We start from the raw sequence: 23903 nt of genomic DNA on the forward strand, positions 1-23903 counted from the left end.
CGATGATCGTCAGGTGTCGCGTCGTGCGGTCCTGACCGATGCCCAGTGGGCCAGGGTCGGGCCGTTGTTGTCCTCGTCGGACGGGATGGCGGGGCGCCCGTTCGCTGACCATCGTCGGGTGGTCGAGGGGATCATCTACCGGTTCCGGTGCGGACTGGCCTGGTGCGACGTCCCGGTCGAGTTCGGGCCGTGGCAGACGCTGTGGAAACACCACCGCCGCTGTGTAGGTGACGGCATCTGACGGCGATCCAGCCCCAGCGGATTGCGCGTTGGAACGCGCCGCTGAGAATCGCGTGGACGACGCGGATGCTCCCGGCGGCGAGCGGGACGCACACGTGCGCTCCACAGGCCCGGTCGCACCACCGACAGTCCGCGTTCGGGTTCCCGGTGACGTCCTTCTCGCACCGCCGGCGAGGAGAATGTTCGTCGCAGGCGTGCTCACGCGTCGTCCGGTGCTGGACGTACGACCTACCGCCGCAGTGGTCCCGGCAACGGCGCATCCGGGCGTAGAGGGTGTCCAGAGTCTCGGCCGTGACCCGGCCGACCTGGAGGCGACCGATCGTCGGCCGGATGTGCTTCTCGATCTTGCTGACGTACCCGGTGCGGGTCTTCCGCTCGACGTCGATGACGTCCAGCCAGCGGTCGATGAGCTGGTTCACCGTGACCTCGGTGCGCGGGCTACGGCGTTCGTCGACCTGGTTGAGCAGCCGGGTCAGGACCTTCTCGGCCTCGGCCGCGGTCTCGGCGTCCGTCCCGCGGGCGGGGACCGTCTCCCGCAGCCACATCTTCTGCCCGGTGAGGTGGTCGACCCCGCCGTACACCTTGACCCGGGCGGAGCCGCTCGGGAGCCAGGAGATGGTGCCCCGCCGACGTGGGCGTGGGCGCTTGGAGGGAGGCACTCCCCGAAGCTAGAGCGACCGGGAGGCCACAAAGGAGGCCACGGACCGGATTCAGAGGGGGTGTCAGAGGCCCGGATAAGGCCCCTGACCTGCGGAGCCGCCTTGGGGAGTCGAACCCCAGACCTACGCATTACGAGTAGGTCGCTCACCGGGTTCGGGGTGCTCGGCGGGCATCACCCCGCACGTCACGCGGTTCACCGTGCTCACCTCACACAAGCGTGCTCCGCAATTTCGTGCCACGACCCGTGCCACATCGACCCACCCCGACAGCATGCATTGGGGACCAGACCCGACCAACAGACTCGCGGAGTGTCGGTGACATCCTGGCGTGTCGCGATACCTTCCCTCCTGCGCGGTCTCCCCTCGTGGAGAAGCCCGATCCCGATCGAGTTCCATCAGGACGCGCCAGCCGCCCGATCACCATCCTCCAGCTCGGGCCAACGGATCGAGAAGAGGAGGCCGTCGCGGTGGGCCTGGATGTCAACCTCGTTCACGTCGAGAACCCCGGTACCAGCCCACGACGTCGCCGGCTCACCGTCGTCGACAGCGTGTTCGACGATGACGACATCTTCCGGAAGCTGTGCGGGCAGGCCAGGTCACCGACATTGCAGCGGGTACCCCCGTGGAGGGACCTGCGCCTCACCAGCAACGATATGCCCCAGCTGATCCACGAACTCGACGCGCTCAGAACGACCACGGGCGGCTCCGCGACACGCCACCTACTCGACGCCGTGCTGGTCCTCGCGCGTCGCTGCTCAGACCTTCCGGGCTCTGAACTCCACCTCGAGGCCGACTGATCCGCTGACTCGGGAGGTCACGGTGGGACGTCGCCAGGAAGGGCGAGACGCCCGCGGCGCGGCTGTCGTCGCGTTGGCCGAAGATTTTCTCGACGGTCGTATCAATGGACCGGCCTTCCAACATGAGTTCCTGGACCACTACCGCCGGGGAGCCCGCCACGGGTTCGGCCGGTTCGACGACACGATCGAGACCATGTGGGGGTCGGTCGAGGCCTACACCACCGACCCGGAACTGCACGACCCCGAGCTCGGCATCATCGATCTCGACGTGCAGCAGCTCCGCGACGAGGTCGCCGCGATCCTCTCCCGCGACGGCATCCGCCCCTCCGCGGTCCGGATCCCCGACCACCTGCTTGATCCCTTCACCGCAGCGACACGGCGGCTGATCGACTACGTGCGGCACGAACACGACGATCGAGCCCTCGTCACCGTCGACGGCGACGAGGTCGTCCTGCGTCCCCGATACGGGGACGGCATCGTCGTCGGCTGGGACGACTACTCGGAGAACCTCGTCGCCGTCGAGATCGGGTCACACCACTTCACGCTCCACCGCCACCGCGACCAGGTCGACTACCTGCGCGACATCGTCGACGCCGCCATCACGGGTCGGATCGTCGAGCTCCGCGGACCCGGCCGCTCGCGGCTGCTCATCCCCCGCCGCGACGGGACCACCGCCCGCGAGACCGGCTACAGCATCCTGCTCGGGCTGGTCCCGCTCCCCGACTGGCACCGTCGTGCCCACCGCACCACCTTCGCCCCCTACCTTCCGGTCCCTTCCTGAAAGAGACTGAATGAAGGTGCACCTGCTCCCCCACGACACGCGTCGACCCACACCGGCGCTGTTCGACACGTCCGGCCTCAGCGTTCGCGCGTTCGGCGACCGTGCCGATGCCTTCTGCCGATCCGACTCGCACGGAACCGTCAGGACCGACCTCGGGACGGCTACGGTCGCGGCGTGCGCCCACTCTCCGGAGCTGTCGGGGTCGTTGCCGTGCTCATCGTGTCGGTCGCTCTGCTGACCGGGTGCACACAGCATGAGGGAATCGCACCGATCATGACCGGACCACCGCCGACTCCGCCCGCCAGCGTGCCGCCGGTCCCCGTACCGACCAGCGTCCAACACATCCCCGGCCAACCGCCGCTCGTGCACTACGGCACCGTCCCCGATGCCCGACTCGGGGTCAGCTACGAGTACCACCTCTACGTCCACTGCGGAATCCGCACCGCGCAGTTCGCCGGCAGGACGTGGATCGCCCAGCCCGAGGCCACGGACCCTCTGACCCCCGAGACCGAGATCGGCCCCGACCAGTACCTGGAAGGGGCGATGTCGCTCCCCACTCCCGACATCGCGGTGTTCCGCTGGCCGGGAGGCACAGCTCAGTTCGAACCGGCCACGACCCCACAGGGACCGTGCGCCTGAGCCCCACATTGGCCCGGGAAGACGTCGCCCGACACGATGGGACGATGCGTCCCCTAGCGATAGTCCTCGGAGGATTCGGCGCGCTCCTCGGCCTTCTCTGCACCGTGCTGGCCCCCACGCTGTCCTACGAGGTGGTGTCCTACGGATCAGGACACAGCGACAGCGCCTACGAGTCTGTACTGAGCCTGAGCTACGACTGGTCCCCGGCGCTGCTGCTCATGCCCGCTGTCGGCCTGGTGTCGGGCATCGTGGTCGCCGCCGCCCTCCACCACCGACGTTGGACGCTCCGTCGTAAGTGAGTGTCTGCGAGCGGCCGGCACGGGTGCATCGGCGCGCGACCCGCGCCCCCGGGCGGGCGACGGCTCCTGGATCAGGAGAGGCCGCTTCAGGCGAACTCCCGGTTGCTGTGACCTGCCGGCTTCAGGTCAACTCGGTAGTCCCGGCCAGAGCGCGCGTTCGGCACCGTGAGGCTCAGGGCCACCACCGAGACGGTCCACGACGGTCGTCCGCACCGATGTCGCCGACACCGTCGTGCCCGCCGCGCACCCGGACGCATCGGGCCTGAGCAGGACGTCACGACTGCCGCGGAAGTCGCCAGTGTCCGCGTCGACCAGCATCTCCGAGCGGACGTCGCCGACATCTGCTGTGTAGAGCACCGTGCCCGCCGGGCCGGGCCGGCGTCGAACCCCGCTGAGTGAGTCGACGACCTCCAGGAGCGGACCACGGAGGTCGACCGTGACCCGCCCGCAGCCCAGCGTCCGCCGTGCGAGCCCGAACGGGTCGTTCCCGACCCCGCCCGACGCGGCGCTGTCCGCGCGCAACCGGGTGTCGAGCGCGGCGCGGGTGCGCGGGAGACCGGCGAGGAACTCCGGCGTCGGGAACGACCACCAGCCGTCCGGCGGCGCTGCCGGGCGACGGTCCGGCACGGCGAAGTAGTCGCCGAACGGGGCCCGCCACTGCCCGACCGGCCACATCGGGGCCCGGTCGACACCGGCTGCGCGGGCGGCGGCCTCGCTCCCCGCGAGCCAGACACGTCGGCCCGTCATCTCGCGCCGACACATCCACTCCGACGCAGGCTCCGTGGGCACCCACTCCGTGATCAGTTGCTCATCCAGGAACACCTGCGGGTCCACCCCGCGCGGGGTCATCGGGTGGCCTGACCACCACGCTGCGGTGTCGATCCGCCACACTTGCCCGACGCCCGCGGGTTCGTCGACCGCCCGATCGGTGCTCACGCCGAACCCGCTGCGAGGCGCAGGACGTCGTCGGCCCCGGGCAGTGCGAACCGGGCACGCGAATGCACCTGAAGGACTGCGTTGAAAGCGTCCGGATTGCTCGCGTCGTGCAACACCGCCCAGCCGGTGACGTGGGTACCGGTGCTCAACGTCGAGGCCCGGGCGGCAAGCTCGGCCTGCGGTGTCAACGCGCGGAGGGCGATCGACTCACCCGCCGCCGGATCCTCGGCGAGCAGCCCGGTCTCGCCGCAGACCCCCTCCGCGAGGGTCCAGGCCAGATCACGCAGGGCGTCGTCGGGCAGCGAACCCACGGCCTCCATGCCCGGGCCGCACAGCGACCCGGCCAGTTCTCGGCGTGTGCGGACATCGGACCCGGCGCTGGACGGGTAGTGATCGTCCAGCCAGGGCAGGATCCGGTGGGCACGATCGGCGTCCAGCACGGCATCCACGTCCGCCCGTCGGACGTGTCGCCCGGTGAACCGGGCGACGGCGACCAGGGCCCGCTCACGCTGGGTCCTCCAGTCCGAGAAGTCTAGACCGCTGATCGCCTCGACGACCGTGGAGTGTCCACCGGCGTCGATCGGAATCCATCCGTAGTCCGTCGTCGACGACAGCACCGCACCCGCCTCGGCGAACGACAGGGTCTGCACAGCGTTGACGTTCCAGTACACCGAGGCGACACGACCCGCTACCGAGACACGTCGCAACGTCGGCGCGTACGCCCCCTGCCAGCCGTTGTCCTCGAACGCCAGCACGATCCCGTCACCGAGATCAGCGACGGCCACCCACGGGTCGGTCGTGAACTCCTCGATGACGTCGCCCATCGGTTCCGACTCGTGGTGAGCGCTGAACGCATCCAGCACCTGCGCCCGCGTCAGCCCTGTGCACACGGTCAGAGTGGCGGCCTCGCTGATTCGAGACTCGCAGATCCAAGGGTCGCCCAACTCGTCGATCACCTGGACATCATTCCTCAATGTGTCGTGCAGACTTCCCGACGTGACCGATGTGAGATCGCCGCGCTCACGAGCACCGTTGACCGATTCCCACCTCGCCCGCCTCTCTGAGATCGCCGACGACGACCATCGCCACTTCACACGACCGACCGGCCGGCCCGAGTACCGAGATCGGCGAGTCGCCGTCGTCCTTGCTCAAGGCGGGGCGCTGCACGCCATCGACGAGACGACCGGCGTGAAGGATCTCGACGTGTGGACCTTCTACGCGACGATCCCGGGCGTTGCCTTTCGCTTCGGGCAACGCAAGCGTCAGGTGGACTTCGGCTCGTCGTCCCTCAGTAGGAATCTGTACCCGCCCGCCTTCGAGCACCCGCAGTTGAGACGCTGGCTCACCTTCGCGGGTCGACGCGTCGACCTGATGATCCGCAGCTTGCCCGTGCCTGAGGACGCCCCATACGACGCCGTGGCCGAAGCACTCCGTCAGTGGCTACGGAAGGGCGCAGTGATGCGACAACGCAACAGCGACGATGACATGCCGTCGAACTGGTGGCTCGCGCAGAAGGCCATGTTGACCATCGATCCGGAACACGCTCGGAGATCGATCGTCTGGCCGCCCGGTTGAGGATGGGCGGCGGAACGGGTCAGAACCGACGATCGCGATCGGCTGCAAGGACGTCGTCGACAACGGACACGTCCAGGCTGCGGTCCTCGTTGATCCCGGGAAACACGATCGCCGGCACCGAGTCGACCAGGAGCCTGTACTCCTGACAGCAGTCCTCGGCCGCGATCAGCGCGTGCAGCTCGTCCAGCGCGCGGCGGCGTGCGCGCGGCCAGTCCGGTTCATCGCCGGCGGCGGTCCAGTCGATGTTCTCCGCACCGTCCCGCAGGACACCCACCTGCCATCTCATGCCCGCGACGATGACGGGCCGGGGGCCGGTCGCGCCAGCGACCGGGCCCCGGTTGTCCACAGCCCGCGGCTACAGGTCGTCGCTGTCCACAGACAGCATCTGCTCGGCGAGCCTCCACCCCCGCAGCAGCGCCGAGTAGGCCTCGGCGTCGCACACCTCCCACACCAGTGGACCGACCCGCATCCGCAGCATCCGCGACGCCTCCGTGCCCGCCTGCGGCTCGATCACCCCGCCGGTGACGTTCGGGACCCCGTTGAGCCGCACCATGACCGCCGTCGACCACGGCCCCGTCGGGGCCATCACCTCGCGCCTGCGCCCCGCCAGGACGGTCGGCAGCGGCGCGACCAGCGGCGCCGCCGCGGCCCACTGCCGCGCGATCCGGGCCGCGACGAAGTGCGACCGCATATAGACCAGCACCGACCCCAGCGACAACCCGAGCTGGCGCTCCGGGGTCCCGGCGAACCGCATGTCGACCCGCACCGCGACCGGCCCGGCGACCCGCAGGACCATCCCCATCATCGCGACCGCGCCCGCGGCTCCCTCGCGCGCGGCCTGCTCCGCGTCGCTATGTCCGGTCTGGTGGGCGGTGTGCTGGCTGGTGTTCACGCTGGCCTCCCGATCGACGGTCGGGCCTGTCGGCCCGGGTACCCCTTGGGGTGGCGGGGCGCTTGCTCCCCGCCGCCGCAAGGCGTCCCACCGCGGCCGGCGAGGCTCGCGGTCAAGGGCCGGACGCAGTCCGGTCGCGCAGCGACGCACAGCGCCCTTGACCGGGAGACCGGTCGTGGTAAGCCACCGGGCCGTCAGGCCACGCCGTAGGCGTTCCACCGGGGTTCACGGCCGCGCGGCCCTGAGCGGGTCTCATCCGCCGTGGGACTCAGTACGCACCGGACCACCTGTGCGGCCGGCTCACATCCACGCCTCCAGCTCACGAGCGCGTGTGCGCATCCGGCCCACTAATAGTCGGTGCACGCGGCCGCGGGTGCGAACGCTCCAAACCACGGCGAAGGGCTAAGCCAGGGCCGCAGCGTGCAGCCGCCTGGACCGCTGACCGTATGCGTCTGCCTACCCGCATCGCCGCGATCCGACCACCCGTCGGGGTGGGTGCGCCGCGATCCACCGCTGCCAACGTTCATCTCGACTTGTTGCTGCTCACCACAGGAGTTGAGAGCGAATGGCTAACACCATGCGCGCGTTCGTCATGCCAGAGGTCGGGAAGACCGCGGTCGTCGACAAGCCGATCCCCGAACCCGGGCCGGAGGAGGCGATCGTCAAGACGACCGCCGCGCTGATCTGCACTTCAGACGTCCACACCGTGAAGGGCGCCCTGCCGGTCGCCCCAGGGGCCACACTCGGGCACGAGGCCGTTGGCGTGATCCACGCGCTGGGATCGGCCGTCGACGGGTTCACCGAGGGCCAGCGGGTCGCGGTCAACGCCGTCACCCCGTGCTTCCGCTGCTCCTACTGCCAGTCCGGGTTCACCAGCCAGTGCGGCGGCCCACTGGGTGGTTACCGCTACACGGCCCAGATGGACGGCAACATGGCCGAGTACTTCGTTGTCCCGGCCGCGAAGGGCAACCTCGCGCCGATCCCGGACGACCTGTCCGACGAGAAGGCCGCCTACTGCTGCGACATGCTGTCCACCGGGTTCATGGGCGTCGAGCACGCCCGGATCTCCCTCGGTGACACGGTCGTCGTGTTCGCCCAGGGCCCGGTCGGGCTGTCCGCCACGATCGGCGCGAACCTGCTCGGCGCCGGCCGCGTGATCGCCGTCGAGTCCCGTCCGGAGCGCCAGGCTCTGGCCCGTCAGTTCGGCGCCGACGACATCGTCGACTTCACCCAGGGCGACCCGGTCGCCCAGATCATGGAGCTCACCGGTGGCGAGGGCGTCGACGCCGCGATCGAGGCGTTCGGCTTCCCCCAGACGTTCGAGTCCTGCCTCCGGGTCACCAAGGCCGGCGGCCGGGTGTCCAACATCGGCTACCACGGCGAGAACCCGAACCCGTTGCAGCTCCCGCTGGACGCCTTCGGTCTCGGGATGGCCGACAAGTCGATCCACACCGGCCTGTGCACCGGCGGCAACAACCGCATGCAGAAGCTGTTCCAGCTGCTGCGGTCCGGCCGCGTCGACCCGACCCCGATGACCACGCACCGCTTCGGCTTCGACGAGATCGAGCCCGCCTTCCAGATGATGCAGGACAAGACCGACGGCGTGATCAAGCCGCTGATCACCTTCCCCTGACCGTCCGCGCGTCACGAGAACCCAGGAGGACCAGACCATGACTGCAGCGACTCCGTCGGCCGACACCGTGACCGACACCGTCGACGCGGTGATCCTCGGCGCCGGCGTGGCCGGGCTCTACCAACTCCACCAACTGCGCGAGCAGGGCCTGAACGTCAAGACGTTCGACGCGGCCGGCGACGTCGGCGGCACCTGGTGGTGGAACCGCTACCCGGGCGCCCGCTTCGACTCCGAGGGCTACATCTACCAGTACCTGTTCGACGAGAAGCTCTACAAGGAGTGGGCCTGGAGCCAGAAGTTCCCCGGCCAGCCGGAAATCGAACGGTGGATGCACTACGTCACCGACCGTCTGGACCTGCGCAGGAACATCCAGTTCAACACCAGGATCACCGCCGCGCACTACAACGAGGACACCGGTCGCTGGATCGTGCACACCGACCAGGGTGACGTCGTCGACACCCAGTTCTTCATCTCGTGCGCCGGGATGCTGTCCGCGCCGTTGAAGAACATCGAGGGCACCGACGACTTCAAGGGCGAGCTGGTGTTCAGCTCCTCCTACCCGGCGGAGGGGCTCGACCTAGCCGGCAAGCGCGTGGGCGTCGTCGGGGTCGGCGCGACCGGCATCCAGATCATCCAGACCATCGCACCCGAGGTCGGGCACCTGACGGTGTTCGCTCGGACGCCGCAGTACGCGCTGCCGATGAAGAACCCGACCTACACGAAAGCGGACCAGGACTGGTACCACAGCCGCTTCGACGAGCTGAAGTCCACGATCCCGCACACGTTCACCGGCTTCGAGTACGACTTCGAGCACGCGTGGGCCGACTGCACCCCGGAGCAGCGCCAGCAGATCCTCGAGGAGATCTACCAGGACGGCTCGCTGAAGCTGTGGCTGGCCGGGTTCGGCGAGATGTTCTTCGTGCAGGAGATCTCGGACGCCGTATCCGAGTTCGTCCGCAACAAGATGATCGAACGGCTGAACGGCGACGAGCACCTGATCGAGACCCTCGTCCCGACCGACTACGGGTTCGGCACCCACCGGGTGCCGCTGGAGAACGGCTACCTCGAGGTCTATCACCAGGACAACGTCGACCTGGTCAACGTCCGGAAGAACCCGATCGCCCAGATCACTGAGACCGGGATCCGGCTCTCCGACGGCACCGACCACGAGTTCGACGTGCTGATCCTGGCCACCGGCTTCGACGCCGGCACCGGCGCGCTGACCCGGATCGACATCCGGGGCCGCAACGGGCGCTCGCTGGCCGACGAGTGGGGCATGGACATCAAGACGACGATGGGCCTGGCCAAGCACGGCTACCCGAACCTGCTCACCACGGCAGTGCCGCTCGCGCCGTCCGCGGCGCTGTGCAACATGACCACCTGCCTGCAGCAGCAGACCGAGTGGATCTCCGGGGCGATCAAGGACCTGCGGGCCGAGGGGAAGTCGACCATCGAGCCGACCGAAGAGGGCGAGGACGCTTGGGTCGCCCACCACGAGGAGCTCGCGAGCGCCACGCTGGTCCCGAACACGACGTCGTGGTACCTGGGCTCGAACGTGCCCGGCAAGCCGCGCCGGATGCTGTCCTACATCGGCGGCGTCGGCACCTACCGGCAGAAGTGCGAGGAGGAGGCCGCGAACGGCTACCCGACGTTCGCGCGAACCTGACCGTCCCCAGCAGGCGGCGGCCACCGGGCCGATGGTCCGGTGGCCGCCGCCCGTTTCCCTCCCGGCCGCCGGATCCGACCGGCGCCGGTCACTCCCCTGCGACCCACGGAGGTCGAGCATGACAACGATCAACAGCGCCGCCATCGACGGCGTACTGAAGGCGGGCGTCGACGGTGGCTCGGTCCCGCACGTCGCGGCGATCGTCGCCGACCGCGACGGCGTGATCTACGAGGGCGGCTTCGGGCCGCGCGTCGCCGGCGAGTCCGGCGACGTTTCCACCTCGACGCACTTCCGGATCATGTCGATGACCAAGATGGTCGCGACCACCGCGGCGCTGCAGCAGCGCGAGCGCGGCGATCTGGACTTCGACGCACCCGTCGAGAACTTCGTCCCCGAGTTCGCGAACGTGCAGGTCTTGGACGGCTTCGACGGCGACACCCCGAAGCTGCGCGCCCCGAAGACCAAGGCCACCGTCAAGCACCTTCTGACCCACACCTCGGGGCTGGCGTACTGGTTCTGGGACAAGAACATCGGGCGGTTCGAGCAGGTCACCGGCACCCCGAACGTCGTGCCCGGTGACATGGCCGCGTTCGGCGCGCCGATGGTGCACGACCCGGGCGAGCGCTTCACCTACGGCATCAACACCGACTGGCTGGGCCGGGTCGTCGAGGCCGTCGCGGGCCAGACGCTCGACGTGGTGGTCAAGGAGAACATCACCGGCCCACTGGGTATGAACGACACGATGTTCGCCCTCGGCGACGCCCACCAGGGCAACAAGACCCCCGTGCACGTACCCGGTGAGGGCGGCTGGGCCTCGGCAGGCAACGTCCTGCCCGACAACCCGCAGTGGTGGGCCGGCGGACACGGCCTGCACTCCACCCCGCGTGACTACGTCCGCTTCACCCAGATGCTGCTGCGCAACGGGGAGCTCGGCGGTGAGCGCATCCTGACGAGCGAGACGGTGGACGAGGCGTTCACGAACCAGATCGGGAACCTCGATTTCCCGCATGCAATCCCGTCCGCGGACCCGGCGATAGTCGGGAGCCCGTTCGACCTCGGCCCGGGCTGGAAGTGGGGCTGGGGCCTTCTGCTCAACACCACCGACGTGCCGGGCGGACGCAAACAGGGCACCGGGGCGTGGGCCGGGCTGTTCAACACCCACTTCTGGGTCGATCGCACTACCGGCATCACCGCGTCGATCTACACCAACTCGCTGCCGTTCATCACGCCCGGGGCGCTGGGCCTCTACGCAGACTATGAGCAGGCGGTCTACGCCGCGCTGTGAGTGGTGAGCCCCGGGCCGGGGCTCCGACGCCCCGGCCCGGGTCAATCCAGCAGCCCGGTCCGCCGTCCGACTGAGACGGCCTGGGTACGGTTGGTGGCGCCGAGCTTCGCGTAGATGTTTTTGAGGTACCACTTCACGGTGTTCACCGTGACGTGCAGCGAGTCCGCGATGTGCTGGTTGCTGCTGCCCACGTCGAGCATCCCCAGGATCTCGACCTCACGGCCAGTGAGATCGAGGGACGGATCGTCCATCGATCGCTCGGCCACATCGAGCAGCCCTGTCACACGCTCGACCGGCAGCAGAGCGTCGTGCCCGGTGCTGTCACCGGATCGGGAGGCGAGCCGGCGCAGGATCGCCCGGATGTCGGAGCCGCCGTCGTGGACGATCTGTGGAACACCGGCGTCGAGGATGGAGCCCAGTACACCGCCGAGGGTGCGGTCAGCTGCCATGGGGCGCGCGGCCCGCTCCTGGATCCCCGCCAGTTGGACCGACAGCTCCGCGACATCACGATTCTGCCCGCGTGCGGTCGCCTCCTCGACGAGATTCTCCATCAGTGCGACGGCCCGGTCATGATCGCCCTCGGCCGAGTGCACCGCCGCCAGAGCAGAGGTGCGGAGCTGGTCGATCCTGGATCCGATCCCGCCGTGCCGCGAAGAGCCGTCGGGCAGTTCCCGAGCGATTCGGCGCGCGTCCCGGATCCGGCCTCGGGCCAGGAACTGCCTGATCCGCTCCGCTCCGATCGCAACACGCAGGCGCGTCAGGCCGAGGCGGTCGGCAACCTGCGTCCCCTCGGTCAGCAGCTCGGCCGCCTCGTCGGCCGCTCCGCGATGGGCCTTGGCCCGGGCGAGCAACACGAAGCTGGCGATCATGAAATCGACGACGCCGCTCTCTGCTCCGAGCTCGCTGCTCTCGCTCAGCAGCCGTTCGGCTTCGCCGAGCTCACCGCGGACGTAGTGCAGTTCCCCGAGCAGGGCGCCCGCCAGCTGGGCGGCATGCGAACGACGACCGGCGGACCCGCGAGCCAGTACGACCGCTCCGCGCAGCTGTTCCTCCGCACCGGCGAGGTCGAGTGTCGACAGGGCTGCGACGCCAGAGAAGCAACGCCCGTAGACACCGGCGAACGGTCCGGTCGTGCGGTCGTGGAACGGCCGTGCCCAGCGCTGCCGATCCCGCGCGGGCGCGAACCGTGCGGCGTGGATGTCGCAGAACGACTGGATGTTCGCAGCTACCGCCACCACCCACGGCCGGTAGCTGCGATGCCGGTCCAGGCTCACGGCGACCAGTTCCTCCGCCCGGTCGGTGCGGTCGCCGTAGATGTCGATGCAGGCTTGTACGACGTCGGCCTCGCTACGCATCTCCTCATGTTCGACGCCGTCGGGAAGGAGGGGACGCAGGAGGTTCAGAGACGACTGTGCCGCCTCCGTGCGCTGCAGTAGGCAGTTCGCCCATGCCACCGCCATCAGAAGACCGGGTCGGTCATCGGCAGCGGTCGGGGGCAGCCGACCGATAAGGCCGAGCAGGCTCACCATGCGGCTGTGCTCGACCAGGTACATCGCGTTCCGCTCGACCAGATCGGTCGCCGTCCACACGTCGCCTGCAGCCAACGCATGGGCGACGGCCTCGGACACGAGGTCGTTGCCCGCGAACCAGCGCGATGCACGGCCGTGCAGGACCGCAGCTCGCCCGGGATGATCGCGATCGAGACGACGACGCAGGTAGTCCGCGAAGAGATGGTGGTAGCGGAACCACTCCCGCTCGGTGTCCAACGGCCGGAGGAACAGGTCCCGCGTCTCCAGTTCCTCGAGCATCGTCTGGCCGTCGTCGCGCTCACCGAGCGCACCCGCGAGGTCCCCGCACAATCGGTCGCACACCGACGTCGCGAGCAGGAAGTCCAGGAGATCCGTCGGGAGAGCATCGAGCACGTTCTCCGCGAGGTACTCCCCCACGGAATGGTGTCGGCCAGAGAAGCCGCTGATCAGGCCGGCCGGGTCGGCACTGTCGCGCAGGGACAGCGATGCGAGCTGCAACGCTGCGACCCAGCCGTCGGTTCCGATCGACAACCGCTCGACGTCCGCACCCTCCAAGCACAGGCCGTTGAGTTCCACTAGGAACTCGCGACACTCGGCCAGATCGAAACGCAGGACGTCGGCGTCGATCTCGGTAAGGGCACCCCTGACCCTCAACCGGCTCAACGGCAGCTTCGGGCGACGGCGGCTGGTCAGCACCACCGAGAGGTTCGGCGGAGCGAAGTCCAGCACCTGGACAAGTGCGCGTCGCACGGCTTCGTCGTCGACGAGATGCCAGTCATCGAGCGCCAGCACCAGGGCCTCACCACTGGCGGCGACGAGCTCTAACAAGGCCGACAGGGTGAAACTCTGCATGTCCTCGGCGTTCTGCTCGATCAGCTCGACCAGGTCGTCGATCCCATCCGTCATCTCCGGTAGAGCCCGCCGCACGGCCTCCAGCAGATGCGACAGGAACCAGTGTGGGTCGTTGTCGTCACGATGCAGCCCGAGCCATGCCACCGACGCCCCGCCTGTCCGCAAAGCGTCAAGCCATTGCACCGCCAATGTGGTCTTGCCGTAGCCCGCCGGGGCATGGATCACGGTCAGCTGCCTGGCGCCGGCGGCCTCCAACTCGTCCAGCAGGCGGCGCCGGTTGATCACGTTGCGCACGTACTCAGGTGCACGGAAACGTGCGGCGTTGCGGCGCGGCAGAGGGCCCGTCGGGATGGTCGGCGACATTGCCGCTCCTGCCGTCGTCATTGACGTCCTCCGAACCGGCCCACCCGGGCTGCCGATCTGTGACGACAGCCACGTTCGCACGCGCACCCCGGACTTGACCCACCCGAACGGGTAGTTGGGCCGGTGATCAGCTTCGATCAGCACGAGCGGATCCTGATCGTTGCGGTGCACCCGAGTGGGACGAACAGAGTGTTCTACTCTTGGAGTCGACGATGACGAGGTGGTGATCGTGAGCTCGACCGGTTCGCGTACCGGGGGGCACAAGCACGCCGTCCCGAAGGGCCACTGGAACGCCATCCCGCGCCACGGACTGCTCGGCAGGATCGTCGCGCCTCCGCACGAACCCCGGCTCGTGGTGCTGCACGCTCCCGCCGGGCACGGAAAGACCTCGGTCATGGTTCAGGCGGAGTCTGCATGTCGCGCGCGTGGGGCGGAGACCGCTTGGCTCACCCTCGATGGGACCGATAACGACGCCGCGCGCCTGCACGAGCATCTGTCCCAGGTCGCCGACGTGCTGAATGGCGGCGCAGTCCGCGAATCGTTGTCCAGTGGCACTGGTGTCGCCGCCGATTTGGCTGCCGGTTTCGCCGCTGCGGGGCGGACGGCCGCGGTGTTCATCGACGACCTGCACTTCGTGCACAACACAGCGGCCCTCAATCTGCTCGCTGACCTCACGAACCGCCCCGTGCCGGGTCTCCGCTGGTTCGTCGGCACCCGCTTCCTGCCGCCGGTGTTCTCGTCGCGGCTGCTGTTGTCCGGTGAGGTGGTGCTGGTCGACGCGTCGGCCCTGCGGTTCGACGCGGTGGAGACGCGGGAGTTCTTCGACCAGTCCGTCGGGCCACGGCCCGGGGGGGCTGAGTTGCGCGCGATCGTCGATGCCACCGAAGGGTGGCCGGCCGCCCTGCAGCTGTACCGGCTGGCCTATGGATCGGGCGAGCTGTTGCCTCGGTTGGGGACGGCCGACGTGCCGAGCCGCGACTACCTGACCGAGTACCTGGCCGAGCACGTCCTTGGCTACCAGGAGCCGCACATACACGACTTCTTGCTGGCCACCTCGGTGCTCGACAAGATGCGCCCGGACCTGTGCGACGAGCTGCTCGGTCGTACCGACTCGGCGGACATGCTCCGGGCACTGGAGCAGCGCGGGCTGTTCGTCCGCCGACTGTCGTCGGACGCCGGTTGGATGACCTATCACGCGATCTTCTCATCCTTCCTGCGGTCGCACCTGATCCGCGTCGCCCCGTCCCGCGCGACAGAGCTGCATCGACGAGCGGCGGCCTGGTTCACCGACCAGCAGCTGTGGGAGGAGGCACTGCGACACCGCATCGAGGCCGGCGAGCAGGACGCCGCCGCGGACGTCTTCGACCGGTGGCTCGACGAGCTGGTACCGAGTGGCCATATGATCACCGTCGAGCGCTGGCTGGCCGTCTTCGAGGCCGATGTGCTGCGCCGCCGCCCGGACGTCGTCGTCAAGATCCTCTGGGCCCTGGCCTTCCTGTCCCGCCACCGCAAGCGCGACGAGCTCCTAGCCCTGTGGGAGCCCGCCGGCGGGGACACGTCCGCGGACCCGTCCGTAGCGCAGGGTGTGTTCGAGGTGCTGTCGGACCGCGTGGTCGAGGCTGAGCGCTGCTGGGGCGGGATCGATCCCGGTCGGGAGCAGGCCGCAACCCGGTTCCGCACGTTCGAGCTCGGCGTCGTCTGCAACGGCCGCGGCTACCGCCTGCTCGCCGAGGGAGACCTTCAGGGTGCGGTCGACGTCCTCGCGCTCGGTCGCACGCTCAACCGGCGGGCCGGCTCGCCGTTCGCGCTCGCGTACTCGGTCGGCAAGACCGCACTGGTGCGTTTGTCGCAGGGGCGCGCGACCGACGCACTCGATCTCTGGGCCGAGGCGAGGCAAGCGGCGATCCAGCCGTCGGACGGATCACTGTCCGAGGCCTGCCTGGTGTGCGGACACATCGCAGGGCTCTATGAAGCGGGCGAGTTGGATCGCGTACTGCTCGAGTTCGAGCGGTCTCGCGAACTCATCGAAGTTGGCGCCATCCACGACTACCTCGTGCTGGCCCATCGCGCGGTTGCGCGTACTCATGCTCTGCGAGGTGAGCCGGACGCGGCAACTGTGGTCCTCGAACGCGGTCAGGGCCTTGCCCACGCCCACCAATGGCCGCGTGCGGCCCGGCTGCTGGCGATCGAGCAGGCCCGAATGGACCTGATCGGCGGCTGTTACGAACGCGCCGCGCTCGTACTGGGCGCCCCAGCCATGGGTGGCACAGGCCCCATCGTCCGATGCTCGGAGGAGACGGAGGACGAGCACATCTCAGCCGCTCGGCTGCTCGTCCACACCGGACGCACGACCGAAGCGTTGGGCCTACTCGCTGAGGAGATGACAGTTGCTGTCCGGCAGGGCCGTGTACTACGGCAGATCAAACTGCTGGTCCTGACCGCTCTTGCGCACAATGCGTCCGGCGAGCGACGACTGGCCCAGCGACGTCTCGCCGTGGCCCTCGATCTGGCCGGCCCGGGCTGGTGCGTCCAGGGCCTGCTCGACGAGGGCGACCTGCTCTTAGAGCTTCTCGACGACCATCGCGCCGCGCTCGACACGGCCCCTCCGACGGGCGCAGCGGCCGACCGCCGTTCACTACTTGAGCGGCTCGTACCCGACTCGGACGACGCGTTACCGCCGTCCTCCGAGCGTCTCCGCGCTCCCTCGGCGCCGCACGAACCGCTGACTCCGCGGGAGGAGCAGATCGTATCGATGCTGAGTCACTCTATGACGAACGACGAGATCGCCCGCGCGAGTTTCGTCACCACGGACACGGTCAAGTATCATCTCAAGAACATCTACGCGAAACTCGGAGCACGGAACCGAGTCGACGCGGTCCAGATCGCCGCCAGCCGTCAACGGATGCGCTAGGACCCCGCAGGGTCAAGGTATCCGCCGCGGATGCGCAGCTGCATCTCTGCCACGAGCCGAGCCATCGGATCGGACAGGTCCAGCGACGTCAGTTCCTGCATCCGACGGAGACGATAGCGCAACGTATTCGGGTGCATGAACATGGATGTCGCCGCAGCACCGATGTCCCCGGAATGGTCGAAATAGGCCGAGAGCGAGCGGACGTATTCGGAGCGCCCGACCGCGTCCAGCTGGTACAAGGCATCGACGGGCCCGCGCAACAGATACGGATGCTCGGCCGCAGATTCGCGGAGCCGATCGATTACGTAGGCCGGCCACAGATCTGCGATCCGAGTCGCCCGCTGTCGCTGGTTCGTACGGTCGATCACGTCGTCAACCTCCTTGACCCTGCGGGGGACAGCGTCCCCGGTGACAAGATCGTCGAGAACCACAGCACGACGGATCGGGAGATCTGCAAGAGCAGTCAGCAGATCTGCGACCGACTCGGACCAGGGGCCGGGATGCGTGAGCCGAAGCGTGAAACGCTCGGCCGGGACACTGGCCGCCAGTTCGACCGACGCATGCGCGAACGCTCGAACGACGACGGCAGCGGCGTTTTCGAGATCTGACACGTCGTCGACCACGATACGAGCCAAACGAAATCGAGTCTGGCCGTCGCCACGATGCTCGTCGACGTCCGTGGCCGTCGACCGTAAGACCTGCTCGCCCACGAAAACATGCTCCATCGAGGTACAAGGGACCGCCCTACCCGAAGGAGTAGTCATTTCCGCTGACCTGGACATCGAATCAAGACAAGTGTCTTCACCCGGCCGGGAAGCAACTTTGTCTTGACGGACAATACAGCCGTCATTGTCCCCTAAGACAAATATTGTCGAGGTCGACAATATTTGCTTCGAACCGTCACGTCGACTCCGAACGACTCGTTCCGTCGGCAGCACACGATGCCGAAATCGTGTGCAGCTCCCGGGTGGACATCGAACGTCCGCCGCAATCTGCCTGCGGCGGGATCGGCGACTCCGGGCACATGAGTTCAGCAGGTCAAGGAGGACCGCACGTGCGGAGAAAACTGGAACGAGCGTGGCGCACCCGTCGCGCACGAGCGGGGACCATCGCGGCCGCGACTACGGCCGTAGCGCTGCTCGCCGCACCGCTGGCCATGGCAGGGCCCAACGGATTCGGTTCGGAGTCCGGCGGCCACGGCAGCGGTGGCGACGGCGACTGGGTCACGGCATGGTCGGCCTCACCGCAGGGCTCATCGACGTTGGGGAAGTTCGGCGCCGAAACGGTCAGCGGCACCAATCAGGCTGAGCTGCTGAAGCAGATCACCCCTCCGATCACGGCGTTCAACGACGAGACCGTTCGACAGGTCATGTATCTGCACCAGGGCGGCGATGCCGTGCGGATCCGCCTGTCCAACCAGTTCGGCAACCAGGACGTCACGTTCCCGACGGTCACCGTCGGCAAGCGCGCTGGCGACAGCGGCGCCGACGTCGAAGGCGCGCCCGTGCCGGTCACGTTCGACGGCAGCGACTCGGTCACCATCCCGGAGGGAGGGGACGTCCTCAGCGACCCCATTCCGCTGGAGACAGAGGCGCTCGATCACGTCGTCGTCAGCATGTTCGTCCCGGCAGGCCAGGGACCGGCGACCGTCCACGGAAACTCGATGCAGACCTTCTTCACCACACCGGGAGACAAGACGGCGCAGACCGACGACGCCAACTTCACGGAGAACGGTATCGTGCCGAACCGCTTCACCTCGTCCCTGACGACCGCGGTCTACTACGCCACGGGCATCCAGGTCGAGGGCGAGGAGGGCGACAAGACGATTGTCGCGTTCGGCGACTCGATCACTGATGGCTTTCTCTCCGACGGCAATACCGACGGCCGCTATCCCGACGCGCTCGCACGCCGCGTTCAGGAGAACCCGGACACAGCCAACTTGTCGATCACCAACCAGGCCATCAGCGGGGGTCGGGTGCTCAGCCAGGGCTTCGGGCCGTCCGCGCTGGACCGTTTCGACAAGGAAGTTCTCGAACAGCCGAACATCGGCGGCGTGATCTTCCTCCAGGGCATCAACGACATCGGCGGCGCGATCTTCCAGGACGGGCTGGGCACCGCCACGGCCGACCAGCTCATCCCCGCCTACAAGGAGCTCGCCGCACGGGCGCACGCCAAGGGCGTCCCGTTCTACATCGGCACTCTCACGCCGGCGGGCAACCTGCTCCGCCCGACGCCCTATGGCCAGTACTCGCTGCCGCAGGCAGTCGCCGAGCGCAACAAGGTCAACGAGTGGCTGCGCGGCGAGGGCAGCCGATACTTCGACGGCGTCATCGACTACGACGCCGCCATCCGGGATCCGCTGGTCCCGGACTGGATCGCGCTGCAGTTCGACGCGCTGGACAACCTGCACCCGAACCAGGCCGGGTACGAGAAGATGGCCGAGTCGATCCCGCAGGAGTTCTTGGATCAGATGGCGAACGGCTGAGCCACGCTGATCCCTCGATAGAGGCCGCTGCGGGAGGGCTCCCCCGCAGCGGCCTCGTCGTTCGAGACCGTGACCCAGAGGACGTATCCGTCGCCCGCGCACAACCGCGAACTGTCCCGGCACGGGTGTTCTCACCTTGGTAAACAGGACCAGTACGAGCGCGACGTCGACGTCTGGACCTACGCCCTGGTCATCTGCAGGGAGACCGAGAAGGAGGCCAGGGCCGCTCAGAAGGAGATCATCGACAACGGTGACTGGCCGGGCGCGCAAATCATCATGGACACCCTGGGTATCGAGAGCCAGTCGTTCGCGACCCAGATCCGTGAGATGCAGGAGCGCTTCATCGCCAGCTGGGGTGGACCGAACATCGTCGGGACGCCGGAGCAGGTCGCGGAGCAGCTGGCGGAGTACCAGGAGGCTGGCATGACCGGGGCGATCTTCGGCTTCCTGGACTATGCCAAGGAGGTCAAGCAGTTCGGCGAGGAGGTCATCCCCGCCATGAAGAAGATCGGCCTGCGCCACTGACGCAGCACCGCACGAGCCAGAGGGCCGCCAAGACGACGTGTCAGCGGCCCTCTGGCTCCTTGTTCGAGTGCTCTCGCTGCGGACACGGGAACGAGGCCACCAGATCTGTCGATCATTTCTGATCGACGCATGGTCTCCTACACTCGGTAGCTGTCAGACAACCGTTGCCGGAGGATCGGAGATCTCGTGCCTAGCACAGGTACCAGGCACCCGGCCCGGGGGGCACGCTCGACGGCCTACGATTGGATCCGCGACGAGATCGCAGGCGGTTCGCTACCGCCGGGCGAGTGGATACGCGAAACACAGTTGGCGGAGGTTCTCGGCGTCAGCAGGACGCCCGTGCGCGAAGCGCTCTACGCACTAGCGGCAGAGGGTGTCGTGGAGATTGTCCACAACCGCGGAGCTCGCGTCAGCGCGTGGACCGTCCGCGATGTCGACGAGGTGTACAGGCTGCGAGCCTTGCTCGAGGGAGAGGGCGCCCGACTTGCGGCGGTTCGCCCGTCGTCGAAGGTCGTATCCGCCCTGCGCGAGCACGACCGCGCATTCACTACGGCCAGCGAGCAGCTGTCCCGGCTACGCGCCGAGGGCCGCGAGGGATCGGACGCGGCTGAGTCGGCACTGGATCGGGCGGTAGCCGCGAACGGCGAGTTCCACCGCGCTGTTCTCGACGCAGCCGGCAGTGCTCGTCTTCGCGCCTTGCTCGTGTCCGTGTCGTCGACCCCACTGGTCACCCAGGCGTTCCACCACTACTCGGATGCCGACTTGCGCCGCAGCACCGCAGGTCATCACGACATCCTGGTCGCGTTCGAGCGACGCGATCCCGTCCTCACGGAAGCTGCGATGCGGTCACATATACTCGGTGCACGCCATGCCGCCGCTCAGAGCGCCCTGGACGCGCCCAGAGAGAGCACCACCAACGGAGACAACGCGTCGTATCAATAGCACTCGCGAGGCGGCGCTCGTCCATCAACTCTCGTTGACCGAATTCGACGTGGATCGCCCTGGTGCCGAGGCTGTACTCAATCACCGCCCGCTTCGCGTGCCAAAGAGGCTGGAGTAGAGGTTGGCGCCCCCGAGTGCGAGTGTCTCGCGGTCGGCATCGACGGATGCCGGAACGAGTTCTCCTGGCCATGTTGGCCATCAAGTACCGACAGAAAAGCGATATCGACAGCTCGCAGTTCCAGACTGGCGAGGCGCAGGATATAGCAGATCAATAGGTGTGAGGGCACTCGACCTCTCCCCGGTGGGGCAGCGCATTCTCTAATCGCTACCGCTGGCGTCGGGCCACCGGCGGAATGCGCTCGCCTCGTGTGAGCGCCAGGCCTCGACCCATCGCTTCGTCGATGAGTTCGGCCGGTTCGCCGACCGAGCTGGCGACGATGCGCACCAGCTCGGTGATGTCGTGGATGACGTACTGCGGTGGGCTGATCCAGATCTGAGGGCCCTCGTCGTCAGACGCGTCGTTGCGGATCAGCTGGGCGTAGTAGACGTCCTCGTCGCGGCCCCAGGTGCTGAGGTCTTCCCACCCCTCAAGGTGGAAGGCGTACATGCTCATGATCGCCGTCCTACTCGGTCATCGGCGCGACGGGCGTGGAGAACGCGGTACGCGGTGTCGGATCGCTGTGCCGGTGTTTCGGGGCGGCGCAGCGTGACGCTGGCGTCGGTGAGCATCCGCAGGTTCAGGTGCCAGGTTCGCGCGGAACGCTCGGTCCAGAGCCGACCGGCCTCATCGACGTGGCGGGACACTTGCTGGTCGGTCATGCCAGTGACTCGGCGCAGGTGGGTCAAGGCCTCGTCGGCGCGGCCGGTGACGTTGGCGTGCCCGAGGTGAGTGGTCAGGTGGCACGGCGAGCACAGGCAGATCAGCCGGCGCAGGGTCTGGGTGGCGGTGCGGTTGTCGTAGCTCCAGCGCTCGTGCGCCTCCAGCCACCGGCGCGCGGCGCGGTCCTCGGTCGTGCCGCACGCCTCGCAGCGGTGCCCGGCGCGGCCGAGGATCATCCGGCGCAGTCGCTCCCAGTCCTGCGGGGAGACGCAGGTCCGGACGTTGGTGAACCAGCAGGTCCGCGGGATCATGTCGACGAACAACCCGGACCCGAACGACCGATCCTCCCCCGGCAACAGGTCCGGGACGTCGGGCAGCGCCGCCCAGGGCTGGAGCCCGCCGGTGGGCGGCCGGGGGTCGTACCAGCGCTTCGCGGCCGGGTCCCAGCGGGCGCCGTGCGCCTTGGCCTGGTCCTTCTCGCTGAACGGCACGTCCAGCCACGCCCGCCTCTGCGGACTCCTCGTGGTCTCGTTCGTCGTCATCTGCGCTCCTCGACGCCGGCGGTCGTGGACCTGCCGAACCGAGGATGACAGCGGGCACCGACAGTTTGCGGCTCCGCCGGCCGACACCGATCAGGGCCGTTCCGACGCGGCGCCGATCGCGAACGGTGAACGCGCTGCGGACAGCTGTTCGGCCCCATCCCGGTCCAGAGCCGACTCGCAGCCCACAACGTCACCGTGACGGGTACTCGCTGTTCCCAGCGGTCCGGTCGACACTTGTACGGGGTGACCCCATCCGTTCCGGGAGGCCGTCGTGGACAAGGCTCGCCGTCGCGAACTGCGTGATCAGTACAAGCGCAGCGAGCGCGACGCCCGGATCGCCCACTGCGCCCTCACCGAGGAACAGCTGTCCGACCTCGTCGACGCGACCGACGAACTCGTCGTCGAGCAGGGCTGCTTCCACGACACCCGCCACGCCGAGCAGTGGGCCGAGCGCAACGGGATCGCTCCGGACTTCTTCCTCCCAGGACTTCGGGAGCTGGGGGGCTACTGCGACTGCGAGATCGTCATGAACTGCGATCCCGGCATCGTGTTCGACAGGTGATCGTGCAGCTCGCGCCGGGGTCGCTCACGAACGCGGGAGAGCCCGGTGCCGGTCCTGCCAGACCGCCTGGACGGCGTCGTAGCCGACGAGGTCGATGCGCTCTTCGGCGATGACGGTGCGCGCCCGGGACGAGGTCAGCCAGCTGTGGTCGCCGCCCCGGACTCGCCGGTCGTGCTCGTCGCCCTCAGCGACGTCGTCGTCGGACGCCGGGTGCACCGCCCACTCCGTCAGGCCTGCGGGGAGATCGCGTAGGAGACGTTCGTAGTGCTCGGCCCTGGCGGTCGGGGCGAGTGTGAAGCTGTCCAGGAACGGATGGTCCACCACCGGCAGGCCGGCGGCCCGTGCGCAGGTTCGGTTCGGTTCGAGCCACACCCGCAGTGCGCAGCCGTGCTCGGCGGCGAGACCGGCAGCAACGTTGAAGACGTCGGCCCGCCCGCCGTCGGCGAGGCTGTGGAAGTCTAGGTGGGTCGGGCTGATCCCGGTCCGCCGCACCGCCGCGATCTGGGCTCGGAACTCGATCTCCACCTCGTCTATCCGGGCGGTGCGGAGCAGCTCGGCCCGTCGGGACTGCAGGAACAGGCGTCCCTTGTCGTCGACGAGAACCGGACCCGGTCGACGCCGGCGTTCGGCCTCCAGTCGTCGGCGGGACGGTCACGTACCAGGCTCAGATGGACACCGACGGCTGTCCCGGGACGGCGGCTCAACGCCTCCAACGCCGACCTGCTGCCCGGACACACCGTCATCGCGCTGGTGGAGCGGACGATCCCGTGATCGAGTGCGTCGAGGATCCCGAGATCGACGGACGGGCGCATGCCGAAGTCGTCGGCGTTGACGAGCAGCACGCGGGCGCCCGAGTCGTAGCCGAGCAGCTCTGACGACAACGGATCCGCCACGGGTCGACTGTCCCGCCCACGTCAACCCGGTATCGATCCGACCGCGCGACGTGGGGCTCGGGCGTGGACCCGCGGTC

24 protein-coding genes are annotated in these 23903 nt (G+C 68.3%); 14 read left to right on the forward strand and 10 right to left on the reverse strand.

Features of this window, described 5'->3' with window-relative positions; genetic code table 11:
- The first annotated feature begins 85 nt into the window (after positions 1 to 85).
- The 5 genes from DMP17_RS46460 to DMP17_RS25610 all read left to right on the forward strand — a co-directional run bounded on the left by DMP17_RS46460 (position 86) and on the right by DMP17_RS25610 (position 3415).
- The gene (locus DMP17_RS46460) at positions 86 to 241 is read left to right on the forward strand and encodes a transposase (protein WP_374203857.1); all 156 of its coding nucleotides are present in this window, start codon (positions 86 to 88) and stop codon (positions 239 to 241) included.
- Positions 242 to 1264: 1023 nt separating this feature from the next.
- The gene (locus DMP17_RS25595; protein WP_337830827.1) at positions 1265 to 1696 is read left to right on the forward strand and encodes a hypothetical protein; all 432 of its coding nucleotides are present in this window, start codon (positions 1265 to 1267) and stop codon (positions 1694 to 1696) included.
- 22 nt (positions 1697 to 1718) lie between these two features.
- On the forward strand, positions 1719 to 2477 hold the full coding sequence (locus DMP17_RS25600; RefSeq protein WP_337830828.1) for a hypothetical protein: 759 nt from the start codon (positions 1719 to 1721) through the stop codon (positions 2475 to 2477).
- Positions 2478 to 2687: 210 nt separating this feature from the next.
- Complete coding sequence (locus tag DMP17_RS25605) at positions 2688 to 3116, forward strand: hypothetical protein (RefSeq protein ID WP_337830829.1); 429 nt, start codon at positions 2688 to 2690, stop codon at positions 3114 to 3116.
- Between the two features lie 44 nt (positions 3117 to 3160).
- Complete coding sequence (locus DMP17_RS25610) at positions 3161 to 3415, forward strand: hypothetical protein (RefSeq protein WP_337830830.1); 255 nt, start codon at positions 3161 to 3163, stop codon at positions 3413 to 3415.
- 126 nt (positions 3416 to 3541) lie between these two features.
- Here the strand turns inward: DMP17_RS25610 and DMP17_RS25615 are convergent, their stop codons facing one another.
- Together DMP17_RS25615 and DMP17_RS25620 are read right to left on the reverse strand one after the other, a co-directional pair.
- The gene (locus DMP17_RS25615; RefSeq protein WP_337830831.1) at positions 3542 to 4351 is read right to left on the reverse strand and encodes a hypothetical protein; all 810 of its coding nucleotides are present in this window, start codon (positions 4349 to 4351) and stop codon (positions 3542 to 3544) included.
- Complete coding sequence (locus tag DMP17_RS25620; RefSeq protein ID WP_337830832.1) at positions 4348 to 5307, reverse strand: hypothetical protein; 960 nt, start codon at positions 5305 to 5307, stop codon at positions 4348 to 4350. Before DMP17_RS25620 ends, DMP17_RS25615 begins: the two co-directional genes overlap by 4 nt.
- Positions 5308 to 5383: 76 nt before the next feature.
- On the opposite strand from DMP17_RS25620, the gene DMP17_RS25625 reads away from it, so the two are divergent.
- Positions 5384 to 5926, forward strand: a complete 543-nt coding sequence (locus tag DMP17_RS25625) for a hypothetical protein (RefSeq protein ID WP_337830833.1) — start codon at positions 5384 to 5386, stop codon at positions 5924 to 5926.
- A 19-nt stretch (positions 5927 to 5945) separates the two neighbouring features.
- Here the strand turns inward: DMP17_RS25625 and DMP17_RS25630 are convergent, their stop codons facing one another.
- Together DMP17_RS25630 and DMP17_RS25635 are read right to left on the reverse strand one after the other, a co-directional pair.
- Positions 5946 to 6212, reverse strand: a complete 267-nt coding sequence (locus tag DMP17_RS25630; RefSeq protein WP_337830834.1) for a hypothetical protein — start codon at positions 6210 to 6212, stop codon at positions 5946 to 5948.
- 69 nt (positions 6213 to 6281) lie between these two features.
- Entirely contained in the window at positions 6282 to 6818 is a 537-nt protein-coding gene (locus DMP17_RS25635) for a hypothetical protein (RefSeq protein ID WP_337830835.1), read from the reverse strand.
- Between the two features lie 565 nt (positions 6819 to 7383).
- Here DMP17_RS25635 and DMP17_RS25640 point away from each other — a divergent pair.
- From DMP17_RS25640 to DMP17_RS25650, 3 genes are all read left to right on the forward strand, one after another.
- Complete coding sequence (locus DMP17_RS25640) at positions 7384 to 8451, forward strand: NAD(P)-dependent alcohol dehydrogenase (protein ID WP_337830836.1); 1068 nt, start codon at positions 7384 to 7386, stop codon at positions 8449 to 8451.
- Positions 8452 to 8488: 37 nt separating this feature from the next.
- Positions 8489 to 10117: a flavin-containing monooxygenase gene (locus tag DMP17_RS25645; RefSeq protein WP_337830837.1), complete on the forward strand. Its 1629-nt coding sequence runs from the start codon at positions 8489 to 8491 to the stop codon at positions 10115 to 10117.
- A 118-nt stretch (positions 10118 to 10235) separates the two neighbouring features.
- Positions 10236 to 11402 carry a serine hydrolase domain-containing protein gene (locus tag DMP17_RS25650; protein WP_337830838.1) on the forward strand — a complete coding sequence of 389 codons (1167 nt, stop codon included), beginning with the start codon at positions 10236 to 10238 and terminating at the stop codon, positions 11400 to 11402.
- A 41-nt stretch (positions 11403 to 11443) separates the two neighbouring features.
- Here DMP17_RS25650 and DMP17_RS25655 read toward each other — a convergent pair whose 3' ends face one another.
- Complete coding sequence (locus DMP17_RS25655; RefSeq protein ID WP_337830839.1) at positions 11444 to 14290, reverse strand: LuxR C-terminal-related transcriptional regulator; 2847 nt, start codon at positions 14288 to 14290, stop codon at positions 11444 to 11446.
- 85 nt (positions 14291 to 14375) lie between these two features.
- Here DMP17_RS25655 and DMP17_RS25660 point away from each other — a divergent pair, with 85 nt between their 5' ends.
- The gene (locus DMP17_RS25660; protein ID WP_337830840.1) at positions 14376 to 17057 is read left to right on the forward strand and encodes a LuxR C-terminal-related transcriptional regulator; all 2682 of its coding nucleotides are present in this window, start codon (positions 14376 to 14378) and stop codon (positions 17055 to 17057) included.
- On the opposite strand, the gene DMP17_RS25665 is transcribed toward DMP17_RS25660, so the two are convergent.
- Complete coding sequence (locus DMP17_RS25665; protein WP_337830841.1) at positions 17054 to 17767, reverse strand: PucR family transcriptional regulator; 714 nt, start codon at positions 17765 to 17767, stop codon at positions 17054 to 17056. The genes DMP17_RS25660 and DMP17_RS25665 overlap by 4 nt on opposite strands.
- A 344-nt stretch (positions 17768 to 18111) precedes the next feature.
- On the opposite strand from DMP17_RS25665, the gene DMP17_RS25670 reads away from it, so the two are divergent.
- The 3 genes from DMP17_RS25670 (at position 18112) to DMP17_RS25680 (ending at position 21009) form a co-directional block, all read left to right on the forward strand.
- Positions 18112 to 19542 carry a GDSL-type esterase/lipase family protein gene (locus DMP17_RS25670; protein WP_337830842.1) on the forward strand — a complete coding sequence of 477 codons (1431 nt, stop codon included), beginning with the start codon at positions 18112 to 18114 and terminating at the stop codon, positions 19540 to 19542.
- A gap of 69 nt (positions 19543 to 19611) precedes the next feature.
- Entirely contained in the window at positions 19612 to 20067 is a 456-nt protein-coding gene (locus DMP17_RS25675; RefSeq protein WP_337830843.1) for an LLM class flavin-dependent oxidoreductase, read from the forward strand.
- Between the two features lie 186 nt (positions 20068 to 20253).
- A complete protein-coding gene (locus DMP17_RS25680) occupies positions 20254 to 21009 on the forward strand; it encodes a GntR family transcriptional regulator (RefSeq protein ID WP_337830844.1) in 756 nt (251 codons plus the stop codon).
- Positions 21010 to 21334: 325 nt separating this feature from the next.
- On the opposite strand, the gene DMP17_RS25685 is transcribed toward DMP17_RS25680, so the two are convergent.
- Positions 21335 to 21622 carry a hypothetical protein gene (locus tag DMP17_RS25685; RefSeq protein ID WP_337830845.1) on the reverse strand — a complete coding sequence of 96 codons (288 nt, stop codon included), beginning with the start codon at positions 21620 to 21622 and terminating at the stop codon, positions 21335 to 21337.
- A complete protein-coding gene (locus DMP17_RS25690) occupies positions 21619 to 22371 on the reverse strand; it encodes a DUF5710 domain-containing protein (protein WP_337830846.1) in 753 nt (250 codons plus the stop codon). The genes DMP17_RS25685 and DMP17_RS25690 overlap by 4 nt, the downstream gene beginning before the upstream one ends.
- 271 nt (positions 22372 to 22642) lie before the next feature.
- Here DMP17_RS25690 and DMP17_RS25695 point away from each other — a divergent pair, with 271 nt between their 5' ends.
- On the forward strand, positions 22643 to 22933 hold the full coding sequence (locus DMP17_RS25695; RefSeq protein ID WP_337830847.1) for a DUF2695 domain-containing protein: 291 nt from the start codon (positions 22643 to 22645) through the stop codon (positions 22931 to 22933).
- A 24-nt stretch (positions 22934 to 22957) separates the two neighbouring features.
- Here DMP17_RS25695 and DMP17_RS25700 read toward each other — a convergent pair whose 3' ends face one another.
- Complete coding sequence (locus DMP17_RS25700; protein WP_337832732.1) at positions 22958 to 23569, reverse strand: ChbG/HpnK family deacetylase; 612 nt, start codon at positions 23567 to 23569, stop codon at positions 22958 to 22960.
- Positions 23464 to 23826 carry a ChbG/HpnK family deacetylase gene (locus tag DMP17_RS25705; protein ID WP_337830848.1) on the reverse strand — a complete coding sequence of 121 codons (363 nt, stop codon included), beginning with the start codon at positions 23824 to 23826 and terminating at the stop codon, positions 23464 to 23466. Before DMP17_RS25705 ends, DMP17_RS25700 begins: the two co-directional genes overlap by 106 nt.
- Positions 23827 to 23903 lie beyond the last annotated feature (77 nt).

This window comes from Pseudonocardia sp. TMWB2A (assembly GCF_017312135.1).

Coding starts and splice junctions, on each gene's coding strand:
- DMP17_RS46460 (WP_374203857.1), top strand. CDS start 86: ATGGCGGGGCGCCCGTTCGCTGACCATCGTCGGGTGGTCGAGGGGATC.
- DMP17_RS25610 (WP_337830830.1), top strand. CDS start 3,161: ATGCGTCCCCTAGCGATAGTCCTCGGAGGATTCGGCGCGCTCCTCGGC.
- DMP17_RS25630 (WP_337830834.1), bottom strand. CDS start 6,212: ATGAGATGGCAGGTGGGTGTCCTGCGGGACGGTGCGGAGAACATCGAC.
- DMP17_RS25640 (WP_337830836.1), top strand. CDS start 7,384: ATGGCTAACACCATGCGCGCGTTCGTCATGCCAGAGGTCGGGAAGACC.
- DMP17_RS25645 (WP_337830837.1), top strand. CDS start 8,489: ATGACTGCAGCGACTCCGTCGGCCGACACCGTGACCGACACCGTCGAC.
- DMP17_RS25650 (WP_337830838.1), top strand. CDS start 10,236: ATGACAACGATCAACAGCGCCGCCATCGACGGCGTACTGAAGGCGGGC.
- DMP17_RS25685 (WP_337830845.1), bottom strand. CDS start 21,622: ATGAGCATGTACGCCTTCCACCTTGAGGGGTGGGAAGACCTCAGCACC.
- DMP17_RS25690 (WP_337830846.1), bottom strand. CDS start 22,371: ATGACGACGAACGAGACCACGAGGAGTCCGCAGAGGCGGGCGTGGCTG.